This is a genomic window from Azospirillum sp. FG154, from assembly GCF_057809575.1.
Genome location: NZ_JBMDKF010000007.1, coordinates 37928 through 55376 on the forward strand (window position 1 = coordinate 37928; position 17449 = coordinate 55376).

20 protein-coding genes and 1 tRNA gene are annotated in these 17449 nt (G+C 68.2%); 2 read left to right on the forward strand and 19 right to left on the reverse strand.

Annotation, left to right across the window (positions count from 1 at the left end; genetic code table 11):
* Positions 1–61 precede the first annotated feature (61 nt).
* Complete coding sequence (locus tag ACODS4_RS10210; RefSeq protein ID WP_488863238.1) at positions 62–1441, forward strand: glycosyltransferase family protein; 1380 nt, start codon at positions 62–64, stop codon at positions 1439–1441.
* A 35-nt stretch (positions 1442–1476) separates the two neighbouring features.
* Here the strand turns inward: ACODS4_RS10210 and ACODS4_RS10215 are convergent, their stop codons facing one another.
* From ACODS4_RS10215 to cysE, 9 genes are all read right to left on the reverse strand, one after another.
* A complete protein-coding gene (locus tag ACODS4_RS10215; RefSeq protein ID WP_488863240.1) occupies positions 1477–1989 on the reverse strand; it encodes an isoprenylcysteine carboxyl methyltransferase family protein in 513 nt (170 codons plus the stop codon).
* Positions 1989–3035: a type III polyketide synthase gene (locus tag ACODS4_RS10220; protein ID WP_488863242.1), complete on the reverse strand. Its 1047-nt coding sequence runs from the start codon at positions 3033–3035 to the stop codon at positions 1989–1991. The genes ACODS4_RS10215 and ACODS4_RS10220 overlap by 1 nt, the downstream gene beginning before the upstream one ends.
* A 155-nt stretch (positions 3036–3190) precedes the next feature.
* Positions 3191–3265 (reverse strand) — tRNA-Met (locus ACODS4_RS10225).
* A gap of 89 nt (positions 3266–3354) precedes the next feature.
* Positions 3355–4476, reverse strand: a complete 1122-nt coding sequence (mnmA, locus tag ACODS4_RS10230) for a tRNA 2-thiouridine(34) synthase MnmA (protein WP_488863244.1) — start codon at positions 4474–4476, stop codon at positions 3355–3357.
* 118 nt (positions 4477–4594) lie between these two features.
* Complete coding sequence (locus ACODS4_RS10235; RefSeq protein ID WP_119832142.1) at positions 4595–4927, reverse strand: ferredoxin family 2Fe-2S iron-sulfur cluster binding protein; 333 nt, start codon at positions 4925–4927, stop codon at positions 4595–4597.
* Between the two features lie 34 nt (positions 4928–4961).
* Positions 4962–5372, reverse strand: a complete 411-nt coding sequence (locus tag ACODS4_RS10240; RefSeq protein WP_488863246.1) for a hypothetical protein — start codon at positions 5370–5372, stop codon at positions 4962–4964.
* A gap of 148 nt (positions 5373–5520) precedes the next feature.
* Entirely contained in the window at positions 5521–6645 is a 1125-nt protein-coding gene (locus ACODS4_RS10245) for a cysteine desulfurase family protein (RefSeq protein ID WP_488863248.1), read from the reverse strand.
* Positions 6646–6669: 24 nt separating this feature from the next.
* A complete protein-coding gene (locus ACODS4_RS10250; protein WP_488863250.1) occupies positions 6670–7152 on the reverse strand; it encodes an Rrf2 family transcriptional regulator in 483 nt (160 codons plus the stop codon).
* Entirely contained in the window at positions 7149–7868 is a 720-nt protein-coding gene (gene cysE, locus ACODS4_RS10255) for a serine O-acetyltransferase (protein ID WP_488863251.1), read from the reverse strand. Before cysE ends, ACODS4_RS10250 begins: the two co-directional genes overlap by 4 nt.
* Positions 7869–8167: 299 nt before the next feature.
* Between cysE and ACODS4_RS10260 the strand changes: the two genes are divergently transcribed.
* Positions 8168–8830 carry an alpha/beta hydrolase gene (locus tag ACODS4_RS10260; protein ID WP_488863252.1) on the forward strand — a complete coding sequence of 221 codons (663 nt, stop codon included), beginning with the start codon at positions 8168–8170 and terminating at the stop codon, positions 8828–8830.
* Positions 8831–9006: 176 nt separating this feature from the next.
* Here ACODS4_RS10260 and ACODS4_RS10265 read toward each other — a convergent pair whose 3' ends face one another.
* The 10 genes from ACODS4_RS10265 to ACODS4_RS10310 form a co-directional block, all read right to left on the reverse strand.
* Complete coding sequence (locus ACODS4_RS10265) at positions 9007–9420, reverse strand: DUF2155 domain-containing protein (protein ID WP_488863253.1); 414 nt, start codon at positions 9418–9420, stop codon at positions 9007–9009.
* A 101-nt stretch (positions 9421–9521) separates the two neighbouring features.
* Complete coding sequence (locus ACODS4_RS10270) at positions 9522–10280, reverse strand: class I SAM-dependent methyltransferase (protein WP_488863255.1); 759 nt, start codon at positions 10278–10280, stop codon at positions 9522–9524.
* A 119-nt stretch (positions 10281–10399) separates the two neighbouring features.
* Positions 10400–10891 (reverse strand): outer membrane lipid asymmetry maintenance protein MlaD, encoded by a 492-nt coding sequence (gene mlaD / locus ACODS4_RS10275; RefSeq protein ID WP_488863257.1) that lies wholly within the window; start codon positions 10889–10891, stop codon positions 10400–10402.
* Positions 10892–10920: 29 nt separating this feature from the next.
* Entirely contained in the window at positions 10921–11313 is a 393-nt protein-coding gene (locus ACODS4_RS10280; RefSeq protein WP_488863259.1) for an NADH:ubiquinone oxidoreductase subunit NDUFA12, read from the reverse strand.
* 132 nt (positions 11314–11445) lie between these two features.
* Positions 11446–12108 (reverse strand): LysE family translocator, encoded by a 663-nt coding sequence (locus ACODS4_RS10285; RefSeq protein WP_488863261.1) that lies wholly within the window; start codon positions 12106–12108, stop codon positions 11446–11448.
* A gap of 33 nt (positions 12109–12141) precedes the next feature.
* Complete coding sequence (locus ACODS4_RS10290; protein WP_488863263.1) at positions 12142–13038, reverse strand: LpxL/LpxP family acyltransferase; 897 nt, start codon at positions 13036–13038, stop codon at positions 12142–12144.
* Positions 13022–14017 (reverse strand): tetraacyldisaccharide 4'-kinase, encoded by a 996-nt coding sequence (gene lpxK / locus ACODS4_RS10295; protein WP_488863265.1) that lies wholly within the window; start codon positions 14015–14017, stop codon positions 13022–13024. The genes ACODS4_RS10290 and lpxK overlap by 17 nt, the downstream gene beginning before the upstream one ends.
* A gap of 15 nt (positions 14018–14032) precedes the next feature.
* The gene (locus ACODS4_RS10300; protein WP_488863267.1) at positions 14033–15316 is read right to left on the reverse strand and encodes a 3-deoxy-D-manno-octulosonic acid transferase; all 1284 of its coding nucleotides are present in this window, start codon (positions 15314–15316) and stop codon (positions 14033–14035) included.
* Positions 15317–15477: 161 nt separating this feature from the next.
* Complete coding sequence (locus tag ACODS4_RS10305; RefSeq protein WP_488863269.1) at positions 15478–16476, reverse strand: glycosyltransferase family 4 protein; 999 nt, start codon at positions 16474–16476, stop codon at positions 15478–15480.
* Complete coding sequence (locus tag ACODS4_RS10310; protein ID WP_488863271.1) at positions 16473–17258, reverse strand: UDP-2,3-diacylglucosamine diphosphatase; 786 nt, start codon at positions 17256–17258, stop codon at positions 16473–16475. Before ACODS4_RS10310 ends, ACODS4_RS10305 begins: the two co-directional genes overlap by 4 nt.
* Between the last annotated feature and the right edge of the window lie 191 nt (positions 17259–17449).

The following is a 17449-nucleotide window of genomic DNA, read 5'->3' on the forward strand; positions in this document are numbered from 1 at the left end:
GCCGACGCCCCCAAGGGTTTCGTTGAGCGCTGCGGAGCCGCCAACCGTGCCGGATCAAAGCATGATCGAACAGGATGTGATCGACGCCGCCATCGCGTTCCACCACGCGGGCCGCGCGTTGAAGGCGGTGACGTTGCTGCGCCGGGTGTTGGGCGTCAACCCGGCCAATCACAACGCGCTGCGGCTGTATGGCGTGTTCCTGCGTCAGGCCGGGCAGGCGCAGGCGTCCATTCCCTGGTTGGCGCGGGCCGCCGCCCTGCACCCTTTCGTCCCGGTCTTCCACCAGGATTTGCAAAAAAGCTACGAGGCGCTGGGCCGCGCCGATCTGGCGAGCGCCAGCTATTGCCGCGCCCTGCTGGCCGAGATCCGCGCCGGTCTGGGGCCGGAGGACGCGCCGCCCCACCCCCTGGGCTGGTGGCCGGAGCCTGGCCTTTCTGTTTCGGTCACGCCACGCGGGCAACGGCGGGAGCCGCTGATCCTGTTCGTCAGCGAACGCTGGTTCCTGCTGGATCCCCGGCGCGGCGCGTCGAACACCATGCTGTATGGGGTGGACGCCCGGGAAAAAACGCATCCTGGCGGGGCGGCGGGCTTTTTTCTTGATGAACTGGCGTTGCGGTCTGGGGGAGGGCTTGACGCTGGCTTGATCGACCGCCTGTTCGCACAGGCGGTCGCGGAGCTTGACCCGGACATCGTCCTGTGGACGCCGCAGGTGAACGCTCTGCTGCGCGCCCTTGATCCGAGCGTTGAGGCGGTTGCGGACCTGCGGCGGCGGCATGGTTTTAAATTGGCGGCGTCGCTCTATGATCTGGCCGATTCCTGGGGGGCTGAGCCAGCGTGGCGACTGGGCGCGCACGCGGACCTGTTCATCGCCATGGATCTGCCGCAAAGCTTGGCGGAGGCCCGGTTGCCCGGGTTGCCGACGCTGGGCGCTTGGGCCTTCGCCGATCCCGACCTTTTCCGGGACGCGGGCGGCGCGCGGGACATACCGATCAGCTTTGTTGGCCAATTGCGCGAAGCGCGCGCCGCCTTTCTGGCCGAGGTCGAGGCGACCGGCTTGCCGGTTCATCGGCTGGGCGGACAGCGCGGCGGCGCGCCGTTGACCTATGACGACTATGCGGACACCCTGCGGCGTTCACGCCTGACGATCAATCTTTCCAACAGCCAGACCGGCGGAACGCCGCACGTCAAGGCGCGGGTGTTCGAGGCGCTGCTGTCCGGCGCGCTGCTGCTGGAGCAAGCCAACCCGGCGACCGAGCATTGGTTGCGCCCGATGGAGCATTACGTCCCCTTTGCCGACGCCGCCGATTTGGTCGCCAAGGCCCGCCATTATCTGGACCATCCCGCCGAAGCCCGCGCGATCGCCGAACGGGGCCGCGACCATGTCCGCGACCGGCTGAACCCGGCGGCCTTCTGGCGCGCCGTTCAGGACCGGCTCGGCTGAGGGCTTGAGGGCTTCAGCCCGTCACTTCAGCGTGTTCAGAGAATCCCTTCGGTCCGATCGCTCAGGGCGGCGTTCTCCACAGCCACGCGGTGGCGCGTCAGAGGCAGATTGAGAACGGAAAACAGCAGCGCCAGCCACGCCTGTCCGAACATCAGCGGCAACAGCGCCAACTCTCCGGCGACGATCAGGTAATTGGGGTGGCGAACCCAACGGAAGGGACCGCGCCGCACCAGCGGGGCGTCGGGCAGCGTGATGACCCGCGTGGTCCAGAACCGTCCAAGCGTGGCGATCACCCAAACCCGCCCGGCCTGGAGCAGCGCGAACAGCGCCAAAAGCCAAAGATTGACCGGGGCGTCCGCCGGAACGACGAGGAACAGGGTCAGCAGCCAACAGCCATGCAGCAGAACGAACAGCGGGTAATGGCCCGCCCCAACCTCGCGCGCGCCCTGGGCCAGCAGCCGGGCGGTGTTGCGTTTGGCGAGCGCCAGCTCCAGCAGCCGTTGGGCGGCCACCAGCAACAGAATGACGTGCGGGGCGCCGAGGCTCATCACAGCTCCAGCAAGGTCAGCGCGGCGGAAAAGCCGGGGCCGAGCGCCACCATCAAATGCGGCCCCGTCGCCCCGCGCGACAAGCGCCGCTCCAGCACGAACATCACGCTGGCCGCCGACATGTTGCCACACGCGCGCAGCGACGCCCAAGCGTCGTCCATGCCGTCGCTCGCCGGGGCCAGAACCTCCGCCAGCGCCTGAAGCACCTTGGTGCCGCCGGTGTGGCAGATCACGCCCGCCAGATCGGCGCGGGTCATCCCCTGTTTGCTCAGGAAAGCGTCGAGAACCGGGGGCAGGCGGTCGCGGACCAGCTTGGGAATGTCCTGGCTGAAGATCACGCCGAAACCGTCGCTCTCCACCCGCCAGCCCATGATCCCGCGCGTGTCGGGCCAGGTGTGCTCCCCGCTGGCGCGCAGGCGCGGCCCGCGTCCGTCCCCGGCGCGCAGCACCGCCGCCGCCGCGCCGTCGGCGAAGAGCGCGGTCGCCACCAGGTTTGTGGGGGTCGCCTCCTGGCTGCGGTGGGCGAGCGAGCACAGCTCCACCACCAGGAACAGCACGGTCGATCCCGGCATGGCCCGCGCCATCATCCCGGCCCGCGCCAGCCCCAGAACGCCCCCGGCGCAGCCCAGCCCGAAAATCGGCAGCCGCGCCGTGTCGGGACGAAAGCCCATGCGGTCGAGCAGCCGCGCCTCCAGGCTGGGCGTGGCGATTCCGGTGGTGGTGACGCAGACGATGGCGTCGATGTCGGCGGGGCGCAGTCCGGCGCGCTCCAGCGCTTTGGTCGCCGCCTCTTCCAGCAGATCCAACGCGCAATCGGTGAAGATGGCGGCCCGTTCCGGCCAGCCATGCGGCTCCAAATACCACTCCAGGGGCCGTACGGCGTGGCGGGTCTGAATCCCGGCGTTGGCGAAGACGGGGGCCAGCCGGTCAAAATCGCGCATGCGATGCGCGAACATCGACCGCGCGGCGGCCAGCGTCGCCTGTTGGTCAAAAGAATGGTGTGGCAGCGCCGTCGCAACCGACAGCAGGCGGGGATCGGTCATCATGGCGCACAATGTGTGGCGCGCCCGCGCTTTGTCCATGGGCGGCGCAGGGCGATCCGCCGAAGAGCGAAGGGAGCGGACGGAGAGCGCCCGGCGCGGCCTCCGGATCCAGCTAAAGAAAAAGCCAGTCAATCCATGGGATTGACTGGCTTTTCGATTGGTAGCAGCGGAGGGATTTGAACCCCCGACCAAGGGATTATGATTCCCCTGCTCTACCACTGAGCTACGCTGCCATCGTGCCCGGTCGTTTCTGGCCGGGCCGCTTCTATAGGGCAGAGGGCGGTTTTCTGTCAATAGGCCGAAACAGGGTTTTTGCAGTTTTTTATGGGGCGGTTCCGGCGATCCAGCCGCCGCCCAAAACCCGGTCATTCTGGTAGACGACGCAGGCCTGACCGGGTGCGACGCCGTGTTGCGGCTCGTGCAAGTCCAACCGCGCGGTTCCGTCGGCGGCCATGCGCCAGGTCGCGGCGGCGGGCGGTTGGGCGGAGCGCAGCTTGACCGACACCTCCAGCCCGGCGCCGTCGGGCAGGGCGGGGCCGAGCCAATTGACCTCGCGCACCGACACCACCGACCGGGCCAGATCGCGGCGCGGGCCGACGACGACGCGGCGCTGCCCCGGCTCCAGCCGGACGACGTAGAGCGCCTCGTCCTCGCCCCGGATGCCGCCGATGCCCAGACCCTTGCGTTGGCCGACGGTGTAATGAACCACGCCCTGGTGACGGCCCAACACGCGCCCGTCGATGTGGACGATCTCGCCCGGCTCGACCGATCCGGGCCGCAGTTTGGCGACGACCGACGCGTAATCGCCGTCGGGCACAAAGCAAATATCCTGGCTGTCGGGCTTGGCCGCGACCTCCAGCCCGTGGCGTTCGGCCAGCGCGCGGGTTTCCGGCTTGGTCAGGCCGCCCAGCGGGAAGCGCAGGAACTCCAACTGGTCGCGCGTGGTGGCGAACAGGAAATAGCTCTGGTCCTTGCCCGGATCGACGGCGCGGTGCAGCTCCGCCCCTTGCGGGCCGATCATGCGGCGGACGTAATGGCCGGTGGCCAGCGCCTCGGCCCCCAGATCGCGGGCGGTGTTCAGCAGGTCGCGAAACTTGACCCGCTGGTTGCAGCGCACGCAGGGAATCGGGGTTTCGCCACGCAGATAGCTGTCGGCGAAATCATCCATCACGTCTTGGGAAAAGCGGCCTTCGTAATCCAGCACATAATGCGGGATGCCGATGCGTTCGGCGACCTGCCGGGCGTCGTAGATGTCTTGACCGGCGCAGCAGGCGCCCGCCTTCATCACCGCCAGCCCGTGATCGTAGAGTTGCAGGGTGATGCCGACGACGTCGTAGCCCTCCTCCCGCAGCACGGCGGCGGTGACGGAGGAATCGACCCCGCCGGACATGGCGACGACCACGCGGGTGTCCTGGGGGCGCTTGGGAAGACCGAGGGAGTTCATGACGTTCACTGTCGAAAATGCGCCCGGACCGGCGCCGGGGATGCGGGCGGCGTCGCCACCAAGGCGCCGACGCGGGGTCGGCGCGGCTTGGTGGGGTCAACCCGCCGCTTCCCGGACGTCAGCCCTTGGACGCGTTGTTGGCGCCGCTGGGCAGGCGGACGACCAGCCCGTCCAGCTCTTCGGTCATGATGATCTGGCAGCCCAGGCGCGAGGTCTTGGTCAGGCCGAAGGCCAGATCCAGCATGTCCTCTTCGTCTTCCGCCGCCTCGGTCAGAACGTCGAACCATTCCGGCTCGATGATGACGTGGCAGGTGGAGCAGGCGAGCGAGCCTTCGCAGGCGCCTTCCAGATCCAGGCTGTTCTTGTGGGCGATTTCCAGAACGGACAGGCCGAGCGGGGCGTCCACCTCGCGGCGGCTGCCGTCGAGTTCGATGAAGGTCATCTTGGGCATCGGAATCCTCGTTTTTGCAAAAAGGGTGGGCGGGTTAAGAGATGGGCGGGGCGTCCGCCTGCGCCGCTGATCCGCCTTGCAAGGCGCGCAAGGCGTTGGCCCGGCGGGTCGGGTCGGTCAGGGTCGCCAGCGCGTCGGCCAGGGCGGCGGCCTGTGCGCTGGCGTTGGCGCGTTGGGTCGCGTCGCGGTCGGCGAAGCGGTCCCCGGCGAAGGCGCGGGCGAAGCCGCTGTATTGGCGGGCGATCTGCGCCGGATCAAGGTCGAGACGGCGCTCCAGACCAAGCCGGGTGAAGGGATCGAGCGGGGCGGGCGGCAACACCGCGCCGCAGGCGTGGCAGAACAGCGCGCGCGGGCCGACCGCGCCGCCGCATTGGCCGCAGGGATCGGGCGGGCGGGCGGGGGTGTCGGGGCCGCCGTTGGACGGGCCGGAATCGGAACGGGTCATGCGGGTGGTCCACCAAAACGCCAAGACGACAGGCCACGCGACAAGCCATGCGTCGGTGCTCCAGCCGCGTCATACCCAGAACCGCCGTCCGGCGCAATGTGGGATTTCATCCGGCTGAAGCGCGCGGCGTCGGCCCTGGCCGAACGCCTCACGCCGCCGCGCTCCGCCGGGCCAGAGTGAACCAGGCGGTCAGGAAACGGTCCACCGCCTCGTCGTCGCTGGTCCAGCCCAAACTGACGCGGATGGCCGACGCGGCGGTGTCAGCGTCCGCCCCCATCGCCGCCAGCACATGGGATGGTTTGACCTTGCCGCTGGAGCAGGCCGACCCGGCGCTGACCGCCACCCCGGCCAGATCCAGCGCCATCACCTGGGTCTCGCCCAACAGGCCGGGCAGGACCAGGCAGCTTGTGTTCGGAACCCGCGCGGCGTCCGCGCCCATGATCCGGGCGTGTGGGGCGTTCGCCAGCGCTTCGCGCTCCAGCCGGTCGCGCAGGTTGGCCAGCGCGGCGGCGTTGGGCAACTCGTCGCGGGCCAGCCGGGCGGCGGCGCCGAAACCGACGATGCCCAGCAGATTTTCGGTTCCGGCCCGTTTGCGCTTTTCCTGACCGCCGCCGCGAATGAGCGATTCCGGCTCCAGCCCTTCGGCGAGAATCAACGCGCCGACGCCCGCCGGGCCGCCCAGCTTGTGGGCCGACAGGGTCAGCAGATCGACGCCCAGTTCGGCGAAGGACAGCGGCAGCCGACCCGCCGCCTGCACCGCGTCGGCGTGGACCAGCGCGCCCTGCGCGTGGGCCAGACGCGCGGCCTCGGCCACCGGCTGAATCACTCCGGTTTCGTTGTTGGCGACCATCAGGGACAGCAAAGCGGACGGGGTTCGCTCCAACGTCGCCGCCAGCGCGGCTTGGTCGATCACGCCGTCGGGCGTCACCGGCAGCCGTTCGGCGACGGGATCGGCGGCCAACACCGACTCATGTTCGATGGCTGAGGCCAGAACGGCGCGGCCTGGAAAGCCGCGCAGCGCCATGTTGTTGGCTTCCGTCCCGCTGCCGGTGAACAGCACTTGCGCCGGTTTCACCCCGACCAGGGCCGCCACGGCGGCGCGCGCCTCCTCCACCGCGCGGCGGGCGGCGCGGCCAAAGGCGTGGACCGACGAGGGGTTGCCGACCAGATCCATGGCCTGGACCATCGCCGCCCGCACCGCCGGTTTCAGCGGCGTGGTGGCGTTGTGGTCCAGATAGATCCGCTCGCGCGCCGGGGCTGACTGTGGGGGCATCCGAACAGAAGTCACGCGAAACGCTCACTCAGCGGCGACGGCGGCGTCGCTGTCGGGCAGGACCGGGCGGGCCAGCAGCAGGCCGCTGGTGCCGATGATCCGCCGCTCAACCACGTCGGCGATGGTGACGGAGCTGAGATACATGTGGATCTGGTTGCCCAGCTCTTCCCACAGATCGTGGGTCAGGCAGCGCGAGCGGTTGGTGCGGCAGCCCTGCGGCGTGCCGTTGGCGCAGCGGGTGGTGCGGATCGGCTCGTCCACCGCCAGGATGATGTCCGACACGCGGGTTTCGTCCGCCGGGTGGGCCAGCAGATAGCCGCCGCCCGGGCCGCGCACGCTCTTGACCAAACCGCCCTTGCGCAGCTTGGCGAAGAGTTGCTCCAGATAGGACAGCGAGATTTCCTGCCGCTCGGCGATGTCGGCGAGCGCGATCGGGCTGCCCTGGCTGGTGGCCGCCAGATCGACCATGGCCATCACGGCGTAGCGTCCCTTGGTGCTCAGTCTCATCGCATGTCTCCTTGAACGTTCCTGGTCCCGCCGTTGCGGGGTGCTGAAGCGCTGGTGTCTGGGGCGGTGGCCTCCAACGCGGCCACACGGGCTTGCAGCGTCGTCATCTGGTCGAGCAGACCGGACAGCGCGCGGGCCACGGGGTCGGGAAGGTCGCCGCAAGGCGTGCCGTAGGGCAGAAATTTCTGGGTGTCGGCGGGGCTGCGCGGCGTCACCGGCTTGGCCGGAATGCCGACCACGGCGGTTCCAGGCGCGACGTCGGCCACCACCACCGCGTTGGCGCCGATCCGCGCCTGGGCGCCGATGGTGATCGCGCCGAGGATCTTGGCGCCGGCGCCGACGATGACGCCGTCGCCCAAGGTCGGGTGCCGTTTGCCATGCTCCAGCGACGTGCCGCCCAGCGTCACCCCGTGATAGAGCATGACGTCGTCGCCGATGTCCGCCGTTTCGCCGATGACGACGCCCATGCCATGGTCGATGAAGAAACGCCGCCCGATGGTCGCGCCGGGGTGAATTTCGATGCCGGTCACGGCGCGGGCGAGGTGGGAAATCAGGCGCGCGGACAACCGCCATCCGGCGTCATGGCAGCGGCGGGCCAAGCGGTGCAGAATGATCGCGTGAAAACCGGGATAGCACAGCGCAACCTCCAGCCGCGACCGGGCGGCGGGGTCGCGGGCCAGGATCCCGTCAATCTCTTCGCGAAGATGCTTGAACACGCCATCACCCGCCGTGGTATAGTCCGGCCTCTTGCTGGAAGAGCGATCTTTTGCAAGACCTCATCCGACCGCCCTTGAGGCTGGAGCCGCCGCAACGGCTCGGCTTTGAGGAGCGGAACAAGCGGGTTGCCCCGGAGGACGTATCGACGCATATAGGATGACCAACCAAATTGGTCAAGAATTGTGTGCGAAAAACCCCCACTCCGTGACGGGAAACCCCGTTAACGCGCCGATGGGGCCGATTTTCGGCCTCGCGGCTGTTTCGACAACCCTTCGTTCGCGTCAGGATCGTCGCTCCCATGCCTGAAGTGCTCATCAACGGTCCCGCCGGTCGCCTGGAAGGCCGTTACACCCATGGCAAGCAGCCGAACGCCCCGGTCGCGCTGCTGTTGCATCCCCATCCGCAGCACAATGGAACGATGAACAACAAGGTGATCTTCACCTTGTTTCAGTCTTTCACCAAGCGCGGCTACTCGGCCCTGCGCTTCAATTTCCGAGGCGTCGGGCGCAGCCAGGGAACCTATGACAAGGGCGAAGGCGAGTTGGCCGACGCCGCCGCCGCGCTGGACTGGTTGCAGACCTACAACCCGAACGCGCCGGTCTGCTGGATCGGCGGCGTGTCGTTCGGGGCGTGGATCGGCATGCAGTTGCTGATGCGTCGGCCGGAAATCGACGGCTTTGTGTCGGTGTCGCCCCCGGCCAACCTGTTCGATTTTTCGTTTCTGGCGCCGTGCCCGTCTTCGGGCCTCATCATCCACGGCGATCGTGACGAGCTGGTGCCGTCGGCGGCGGTGACGAAGCTGGTGACGAAGTTGTCGCACCAGAAAGACATCCACATCGACCACCGGGTCGTTCCGGGGGCGAACCATTTCTTTGTCAACCGCACCGATGAACTGGCGGCGCAGGTTGACGACTATCTGGGCAAAGCGGTCGGCAGTCCGGTTCCGGCGGCGGTTGAATAAGGACGTCAAGACATGGCGCGGGTTGTTTGTCTTCTGATGGCGCTCGCCCTTGCCTCAACCGCGCTGGCGGGCTGTTCGTCTGAACAGGTCGCCAGGGGATTCCAGCGCTGGTGCGGGAGCGCCCCGAACTGCGACGACAAGAGCCGCCGCTCGTTCAAGAGCGGCTCCATCGCGGTTCAGGGGTTGCCGCAGGACAGAACCCAGACGTCGTAGATCGCGTTTTCCATCGCCGACAAGCCGGGGCTGGACGCGAACATCCAGCCGCTGAAGGCGATCTCGGCCTGTTCGCCGGGCTTGATTTCCGTCACCTCCAAAAAAGCGGCGGCCTCCGGCGGGTCGATGGGCGGGTTTTCCCGGCAGGCGCGCAGGGTGATGCGCAGGCTGCCCATCGCCTTGGTCTCCCCCACCGCGATGGTGAAGGTGGAGGTGCGGGCCGTCACCTTGTCCAACCATTGCAGCTTGGCGCCGGGGCGGGCGATCATCTGCTCCGGCTTGGTGGCGGCGTTGGCCGGAAGCGGAGCGGCCAGCAGAGCGGCGCCGAGAAGGGCCGCGTTGGTGAACCGGGACAGGAGCGTCGAAAACGTCGTCACGTCGGATCGCTTTCGTGGTTGCGGAACTGTGGTCGTGCCTTCTATCGCGGAAAGCGCGTCGTCGTCCATGACAGGAAAATAGGGCGGGGCTGCGGCGAACGTCAGGCTGTCTTGTCGGCGGCGAAGCGCAGGCGGACGTAATCGGCGGTCCAGCGGCCTTCGGCGTCGCGCAGCGCGGGGGCGACGGAGTCGAGAACCTCGGCGATCAGGGCCGGTCGTTCCGCTTCCGAAACGCGGTTGAGGAAGCTTTGCGCGAAGGTGGTCAGCCACCCGGCCATGTCGGTGGGCAGCGGCGTCGGGCGCGGAATCAGCGCGATGCTGCGCACGGTGAAGCCAGCGGCCTCCAGCTTGGCTTGATAAGACTCGGGCGTCGGGAAATACCAGGGGTTGGCGGCCTTGCCGTCCAGCCCGCGCCGGTCGAGCGCCGCCTCCAGCCCGGCGACGATCCGCCCGACATTGCCGGCGCCGCCAAATTCGGCAACGAAACGACCGTTGGGTTTCAAGGCCCGCGCCACCCCGGCGATCACCGCGTCGGGCTGGGTCATCCAATGCAGGGCGGCGTTGGAGAACACCGCGTCGAACTCCGCCGTGAAGGGCAGGGCGTGGCCGTCGATCACGCGGGCGTCGAGGCCGCGCGCGCGGGCCGTGGCGACAAACTCCGGGCTGGCGTCGGCGCCGACCACGGCGCAGCCGAACCCGACCAGACGTTCGGTCAGGGTGCCTTCGCCGCAACCAAGGTCAAGGATGCGCTCCCCCGCCGCCGGAGCCAGCAAATCCACCACCGGCATGCCGAGTTCCGGGACGAATCCGGCGTGCCGCTTGTAGCCGCCCGCTTCCCAACGCTGATCGGTGGTGGTCATTGCAAACCTTCATTCATTGTCATATCGGAACGATCCGACTTCAAAACGATCAAAACGCTTCAAACGACAAAGGGGGCCGAATGGCCCCCTTCGCGTGGTCGATGGCGCTGACGATCCGCTCACATCTTCGGCGGTTGCTCCCCGGCGGCGGAGTCCGCCGGTTTGCTCATGCTTTGCAGCGAGAAGATGACCTGCCCCAAAAGCTGCTCCAGACCGGGCGTGCTCTGGGTGTATTCGATGCGCCCGTTCGGCTTGATGATGTCGGGGTCGCCGCCCGGCTCAAGCGACAGGAACTTGCCGCCCAGCAGGCTTTCCGACGCGATCACCGCCGCCGTGTCCTTCGGCAGCTTGACCGTGTTGTCGAGCGCCAAATGGACGACCGCCTGATAGCTTTTGGGGTCGAGCGACAGGCCGACGACGTTGCCGACCTTCACGCCGCTGATCCGCACGTCAGAGCCGTTTTGCAGCCCGGTGATGCTGGAGAAATTGGCCGTCACCTCATAGCCCTGCACCTTGCGCAGATCAGCGCTTTTGTAGGCGAAGGCCAGGAAGACGCCGGCGGCGACAAGCACGACGCCGCCCAGCACGGTTTCGATCACGTTCCGACGCATAGGATGATCCTGCTGCGGAGTCCGGCCGGTCAGGCCGGAGTCCAAGGCTCGTAATCGCCGGTCGCGGCCACCCGCTCGCCACCGGCCAGCGCATGGCCGGGCGGACGGTAGGCCTGGGCCGAACCGGACAGGTTGGGAAGATGCTCTTGCTGCCACGGCTTGCGCAGGCTGCTGGAGCCTTCGGGCAGCGGCTCTTTGACGGTGTGGTGCAGCCAGCCGTGCCATTCCGGCGGGATCTTCGTCGCGTCCGGCTCACCGGCGTAGATCACCCAGCGGCGCTCGCGCGCGCCAGCGGGGGTGGTCTTGCTGCGGTAATAGACGTTGCCGAAACGGTCGCTACCGACCTTCGCGCCCCGGCGCCACGTCACGAAATTGATGTGAATGTTCGCCAGTTTGGTGAACAGGGAGAGTGGCTCGGTCATCGTCGCTCGCGGATTCGGGGAAGCTGTCCCGCCCCGTTCGAGGCGGGCCGGTCGAATGCGGGCCGCACTATGACACCGCGAAGACGCCGCGTCCACACCCGCCGACAGAGCAAGGCGGGCAACGGCTTGAGATCAAGCGAACTTGCGGTCGGTCAACAGCAGCCGCAGGGCGAATCCCAGAAACAGAACCCCGGCCAACCCGTCCAGCGCGGTTTTCATCCGTTGGCTGGACAGCACGCGCCGGGCGGTCCCGGCGGACAGCGCGGCGACTCCGATCAGATACGCCGCGCCCAGCAGGGTGATGAGGTTGCCCAGCAGGAAGATCTGCACGGCGACATGGCCCAATTCCGGGGCGACGAATTGCGGCACGAAAGCCAGTTGGAACAGAATAATCTTGGGATTCAAAAGGTTGGTCATCAACGCCTGGGTGAAGACGACGGAGGCCTGCGCCGAGTCGGACGCCGCCGCCGGACCATCGGCTCCATCCGCCCGGCTGGCGACCGCGCTCCACAGCGACCGCGCGCCGATCCAGGCGAGATAGGCGCCGCCCGCATAGCGCAGCGCGTCGAACAGAATGGGGGAGGCGGCGATCAGGGCCGACACGCCGACGGCGGCGAGCAGCGCGTGGATGACGTTGCCCAACGAGATGCCCAGCGTGGCGATGACGCCCGCCCGCCGTCCGTCGGCGACGCTGCGGGTCAGCACCAGCAGGAAATCCGGCCCCGGCGCCAGCACCAACACGAAGACGGCGAGCAAATAGAGGTGAAGCAGATGGGGATCGAGCGGCAGCGTCATCGTGGGGGGAGAACCTTTCCGATCAAGGCCGGGTCAGTCGGGCCAGCGGCGGTGCAGCCACAGCCATTGGGCCGGGCGTTCGCGCACCCAATCCTCCAACAGCCGGTTCAGCCGTTCCATCACAATCCGCGCGTCGGCAATGCGGTCGCCGCTGGTCGGGTATTCCAGGGGCGGCAGGACGGTGATGCGGAAATTCGCCCCGTCCAACCGTTCGGTCAGCGCCAGCGACAGCGGAATGTCCAGACGGATCGCCAGTTGCGCGGCGGCGGGGGCGGTCATGGCATCGCGGCCAAAAAAGGGCACGGGGATGCCGTCGTTCATTTTCTGATCGTACAGGATGCCGACATGGCCGCCCTTGGACAGCTCGCGCAGCAGCTTGCGCGCGCCGTCGGCTCCTTTGGGGATCTGGGTGTCGGAGGCGGCGCCGCGCAACTCGATCAACAGCTTGGCGACATAGGGGTTGTTGGGCGCGCGGTAGACCAGCCCCAGCTTCAGGCCGCGCAGGCGGGAGGCGACCGATTGCACCTCCCAATTGCCCAGATGGGCGGCGACCATGATTCCGGCCTTGCCGTCGTCGCGCATCGAATCGACATGCTCGCCGCCGACGAACACCGTCCGGTCCCGGCCAATCTCTTCCAGATGGGGGTATTCGGCGACCGTCCGGCCCAGATTGTCCCACATGGCGCGGATGATCGCCTCGATCTCCGCCGCCGATTTCTCGGGAAAGGCGCGGGTCAGGTTGCGCCGGGCGGTGCGGGTTCCCGGCAACCACGGTCCGACCGTCCGCCCGATCCAACCGCCCAGGGCCGAGGCGCGGTCCACGGGCAGCGCCCGGAACAGGCGATGCACGCCATGGACGAAGGCGGCCTCCAGCGGGTGGCCGACGCGGCGGGTCAGCCATTTGACGAGCGGGCTACGCGGCTTCGCCATGCGAGCCTCCCTTCAAGGATGGGTGATCGAGCAGGCGGTCGAGATCCGCCGGAGCGTCCCAGACGATGGCGACCGGCAACACGGCGACGTGGGCGCGCAGATCGGCGGGCAAGCGCACGGCGTCCTTGGCGGTGGTGACGGGCAGGGCGTCCAGCGCCGCCGCCTGATCGAGCAACGCCTGAATCTCCGCCGCCTGATAGGGGTGGTGGTCGGCGAAGGACCGCCGGGCGACCAGATCGGCGCCGAGCGTTTCCAGCGTCGCGAAGAATTTTTCCGGTCGGCCAATCCCGGCGAAGGCGAGAACCCGGCGTCCGGCCAGGGCAAGGTCGCTCTCGTCCGGCGTAAGCCGCGCGCGCAGAACGGGCAGGCCGCCAGCCAGGGCGGCGACTCCGGTCTGGTCCGGCCCGACGATGACCAGGGCGCTGGCGCGGCGCAGCCCGTCGGCGATCCGTTCACGCAACGGCCCGGCGGGGATCAGCCGCCCATTGCCAAAGCCGACCGCGCCATCGACGACGACCAGCGCGCGATCCTTGAACAGGCCAGGGTTCTGGAACCCGTCATCCATGACGATGGCCCCGGCCCCCGCCGCGACGGCGGCCTCGGCTCCGACCGCGCGGTCGCGGGCGACCCAGCAGGGGGCGGACGCGGTCAGCAACAGAGCCTCGTCGCCGACGTCCGCCGCGCCGTGGCGGGCGGGATCGACGCGCAGCGGCCCAACCTCGCGCCCGCCATGGCCACGGGTCAGCGCGTGGGCGTTCACCCCGCGCGCGCGCAGCGCGGCGAGGATCGCCAGCCCGACCGGAGTCTTGCCCGCGCCGCCCGCCACCAGATTGCCGACGCAGATCACCGGAACGCCGACCCGGCGCGGCGTGGTTCCCGCCAGCCGCCGCCGTCCGATCAGCCCATACAGCGCCCCCAGCGGGGCCAGGGCCGCCGCCGCCGCGCCCGGTGGCCGATACCAGAAAGCCGGTGTGCGCAACCGCGTGACTCCCGATCAGGCCGCCGAACGGATGCCGGCGGCGTCCAGCACCGGGGCCAAGGCGCCCAGCGCGCGGTCGACGATGCGGCGGTTGTCCTCGGTCACGCGGGCGGCCCCGGCGACGATTCGGGCGCGTTCGCGCTCGTCGGTCAGCAATTGGCGGGCGGCGGTGATGAGGGCCGGGCCGTCGGCCACCGGCAGCGCCCCGCCCGCCGCCTCCAGCATGTGGGTGATCTCGCCGAAATTGAACATGTGCGGGCCGTAGAGAACGGCGCAGCCCAGCAAGGCCGGTTCCACCGGATTCTGCCCGCCATGCGGCACGAAGGAGCCGCCCATGCAGACCACCGGCGCGGCGCGGTAGAACAACCCCAACTCGCCCATGGTGTCGGCGACATAGACCGCGTCCTGCGGCCCCGGCAAACCGCCGTCGGAACGGCGGGCGACGCTCAACCCGCGCTCTTGCATCAGGGCGGCGATGGCCTCGCCCCGGTGGGCGTGGCGGGGAACGACGACGGTCAGCAGGCCGGGCAGGGCGGGGGCCAGCGCGGCGTGAACGGCGGCGGCGATCTCATCCTCGCCAGGGTGGGAACTGGCGAGCAGCCAGACCGGGCGCCCGTCGAGCGCGGCGCTGAGCGCGGCCATCGGCGCGCGGGCGGCGGGCGGCGGTTCGGCGGAGAATTTCAGGTTGCCGACGCTGGCCACGCCGGGCGCGCCCAGGCTGCGCAGCCGGTCGGCGTCGCCCTCCGTCTGGGCCAGCGTGACTTGAAAGGTGGAGAGCAGCGCCCCGGCGAAACCCGGCGCGTTGCGCCAACGGGTGAAGGAGCGCTGCGACATCCGCGCGTTGACCAGCGCCGCCGGAATGGCGCGGGCGCGAATCCCGGCCAGCAGATTCGGCCAAATCTCCGATTCCGTCCACAGCACGGCGTCGGGCCGCCAATGGTCGAGGAAACGGTCCACCGCGCCGGGCAGATCGACCGGCACATAATGGTGGATGGCGCGCGGCGGCAGGCGTCGCCCCATCAACTCCGCCGAGGTCACGGTCCCGGTGGTCATCAGCACGGTCAGCCCGGCGTCGCTGTCCAGCAGACGGTCGATCAGCACCAGCACGGAGTTCGCCTCCCCGACGCTGGCCGCGTGGATCCAGACCAGCCGCCCGTCGGGACGCGGGCGCGAGGCCGCGCCGAAGCGTTCCGCCTGACGGGCGGAATCCTCCTTGCCGACGGCCCGGCGACGGTCGAGATACAGGCGAACCGCTGGCCCGGCGATGGTGGTCAGGCCGCGATAAAGGGTGTGCAGCATGCGGCTCGGAAACAAAGGGACGCGACGACGAACACGCCGCCGGACCTCCCCGGCAGCGCGCGCGGCGGCAGCTTAGCACGCCGGGGGCGCTGTTGCGATGGGGATGGTTTGGCGGGCGGGTGGCGCCGCCTTCAGGCATGGAAGCCCGCCACCCCAATCCCTTACGAAAATGGCCGCAAGTTCGACAGGAACTGTTCCGCCGAGCGGCGCCACGAATAGCCCAGCGCGTAGTCGCGGCAGGTTTGCGGGGAGATGGTTAGGGCGCCTTCGACCGCGCGCTTCAGATCCTCGTCCAGAACCCCGGCGCCCGATCCGTTGACCACGTCCAGCGGTCCCGGCACCGGGTAGGCGGCGACGGGAACGCCCGACGCCAGAGCCTCCAACAGGACCAGCCCGAAGGTGTCGGTGCGCGAGGGGAAGACGAAGACGTCGGCGGCGGCGTAATGCTGGGCCAGCTCTTCGCCATGCTTGGCCCCCACCCAATGGACGGCGGGGTATTTGCGTTGCAGCTCCTCGCGCGCCGGGCCGTCGCCCACCACCACCTTGGTTCCGGGCAGGTCGAGCTTGAGGAATTCCTCCAGATTTTTTTCCACCGCGACGCGCCCGACATACATCGACAACGGGCGCGGCAGATCGAGGAAATTCTTGTCGCGTGGGCGGAACAGCTCCGTGTCCACGCCGCGCGTCCAGCGCTTGATGTTGGCGAAGCCGCGACCGACCAGCGCGTCCTCGATGGTCTGGGTCGCCACCATCACCGCCGAGGACGGCTTGTGGAAGCGGCGGACCAGGGCGTAGGAGAGGATCAGCGGAATCGGCGCGCGGTCGCGGACATATTCCGGGAACCGGGTGTGGTAGGCGGTGGTGAAGGGCTTGCCATGCTTCAGGCAATAGGCCCGCGCGGCGAAGCCCAGCGGCCCTTCGGTGGCGATGTGGATGCAGTCGGGCCGCAGTTCCGTAATCATTCGCCAGAGCGTGCGTTTCGCGCCGATGGCCAGCCGGATTTCCGGGTAGGAGGGCATCGGCAGGGTGCGGAAACGATCCGGGCCGATGACCTCGACCGTTTGGCCCATGCTTTCCAGCTCTTTGCGCACGGTGCTGATGGTGCGCACGACGCCGTTCACCTGCGGGTGCCAGGCGTCGCTGACGATGAGAATGTTCACGCCGCCGCCTTCACCGCTGTGCGTTGCGCCATGGCTTCCGCCCAATGGATGATCTCCAGCGCGCCGTTGTCGTGTTCGACCAAGGCGGTGCAGGATTCGACCCAGTCGCCGTCGTTGCAATAGAGGATCCCTTCCATGTCGCGGATCTCGGCGGTGTGGATGTGGCCGCAGACGACGCCGTCGACCTTGCGGCGGCGGGCTTCCTCGCCCAGCGCCTCTTCAAACTTGCCGATGAACTCGACCGCCGTTTTGGCCTTGTGCTTCAGGTAGGCCGACAGCGACCAATAGCGGAAGCCCAGCTTGCGCCGCGCCCAGTTGAACACGGTGTTCAGTTGCAAAAGCACGACGTAAGCGTGGTCGCCCAGCAGGGCCAGCCATTTGGCGTAGCGGACCACCGCGTCGAACTGGTCGCCGTGGATGACCAGCAGGCGGCGCCCGTCGGCGGTGGTGTGGACCCATTCATCGACGACGTGGACGCCGCCGAATTGCAGGCCGCAATAATCGCGCGCCGCCTCGTCATGGTTGCCGGGGACGTAATAGACCTGATCGCCCTTGCGCGCCCGGCGCATGATCTTCTGCACCACGTCGTTGTGCGTCTGCGGCCAGTACCAGCCCTTTTTCAGCCGCCAGCCATCGACGATGTCGCCAACGAGAAACAGGTGATCCGATTCGTTGTGCTTGAGAAAATCCAGGAGATAGTCGGCCTTGCACCCCCGCGTTCCCAGATGAACGTCGGAGATAAAGATGCTGCGGTATCGTTTGACCGCTGGTACGGCGTCCATCTTCCGCTCCGTCGTCGCTTGGACAGGGGCCATTTAAGACATGGCCCGTATAGTCGCAATCGCATTGCTTGACAATGCCTCGCAGAGGACGCACTTAACATTCGTTGTCTGGTGAGTTCTGGCAAAGAAACCGTCGTTTTATTGAAACGTCTTTGACTTTCAAGAGTCATTGATTTGACACACAGGGCGCG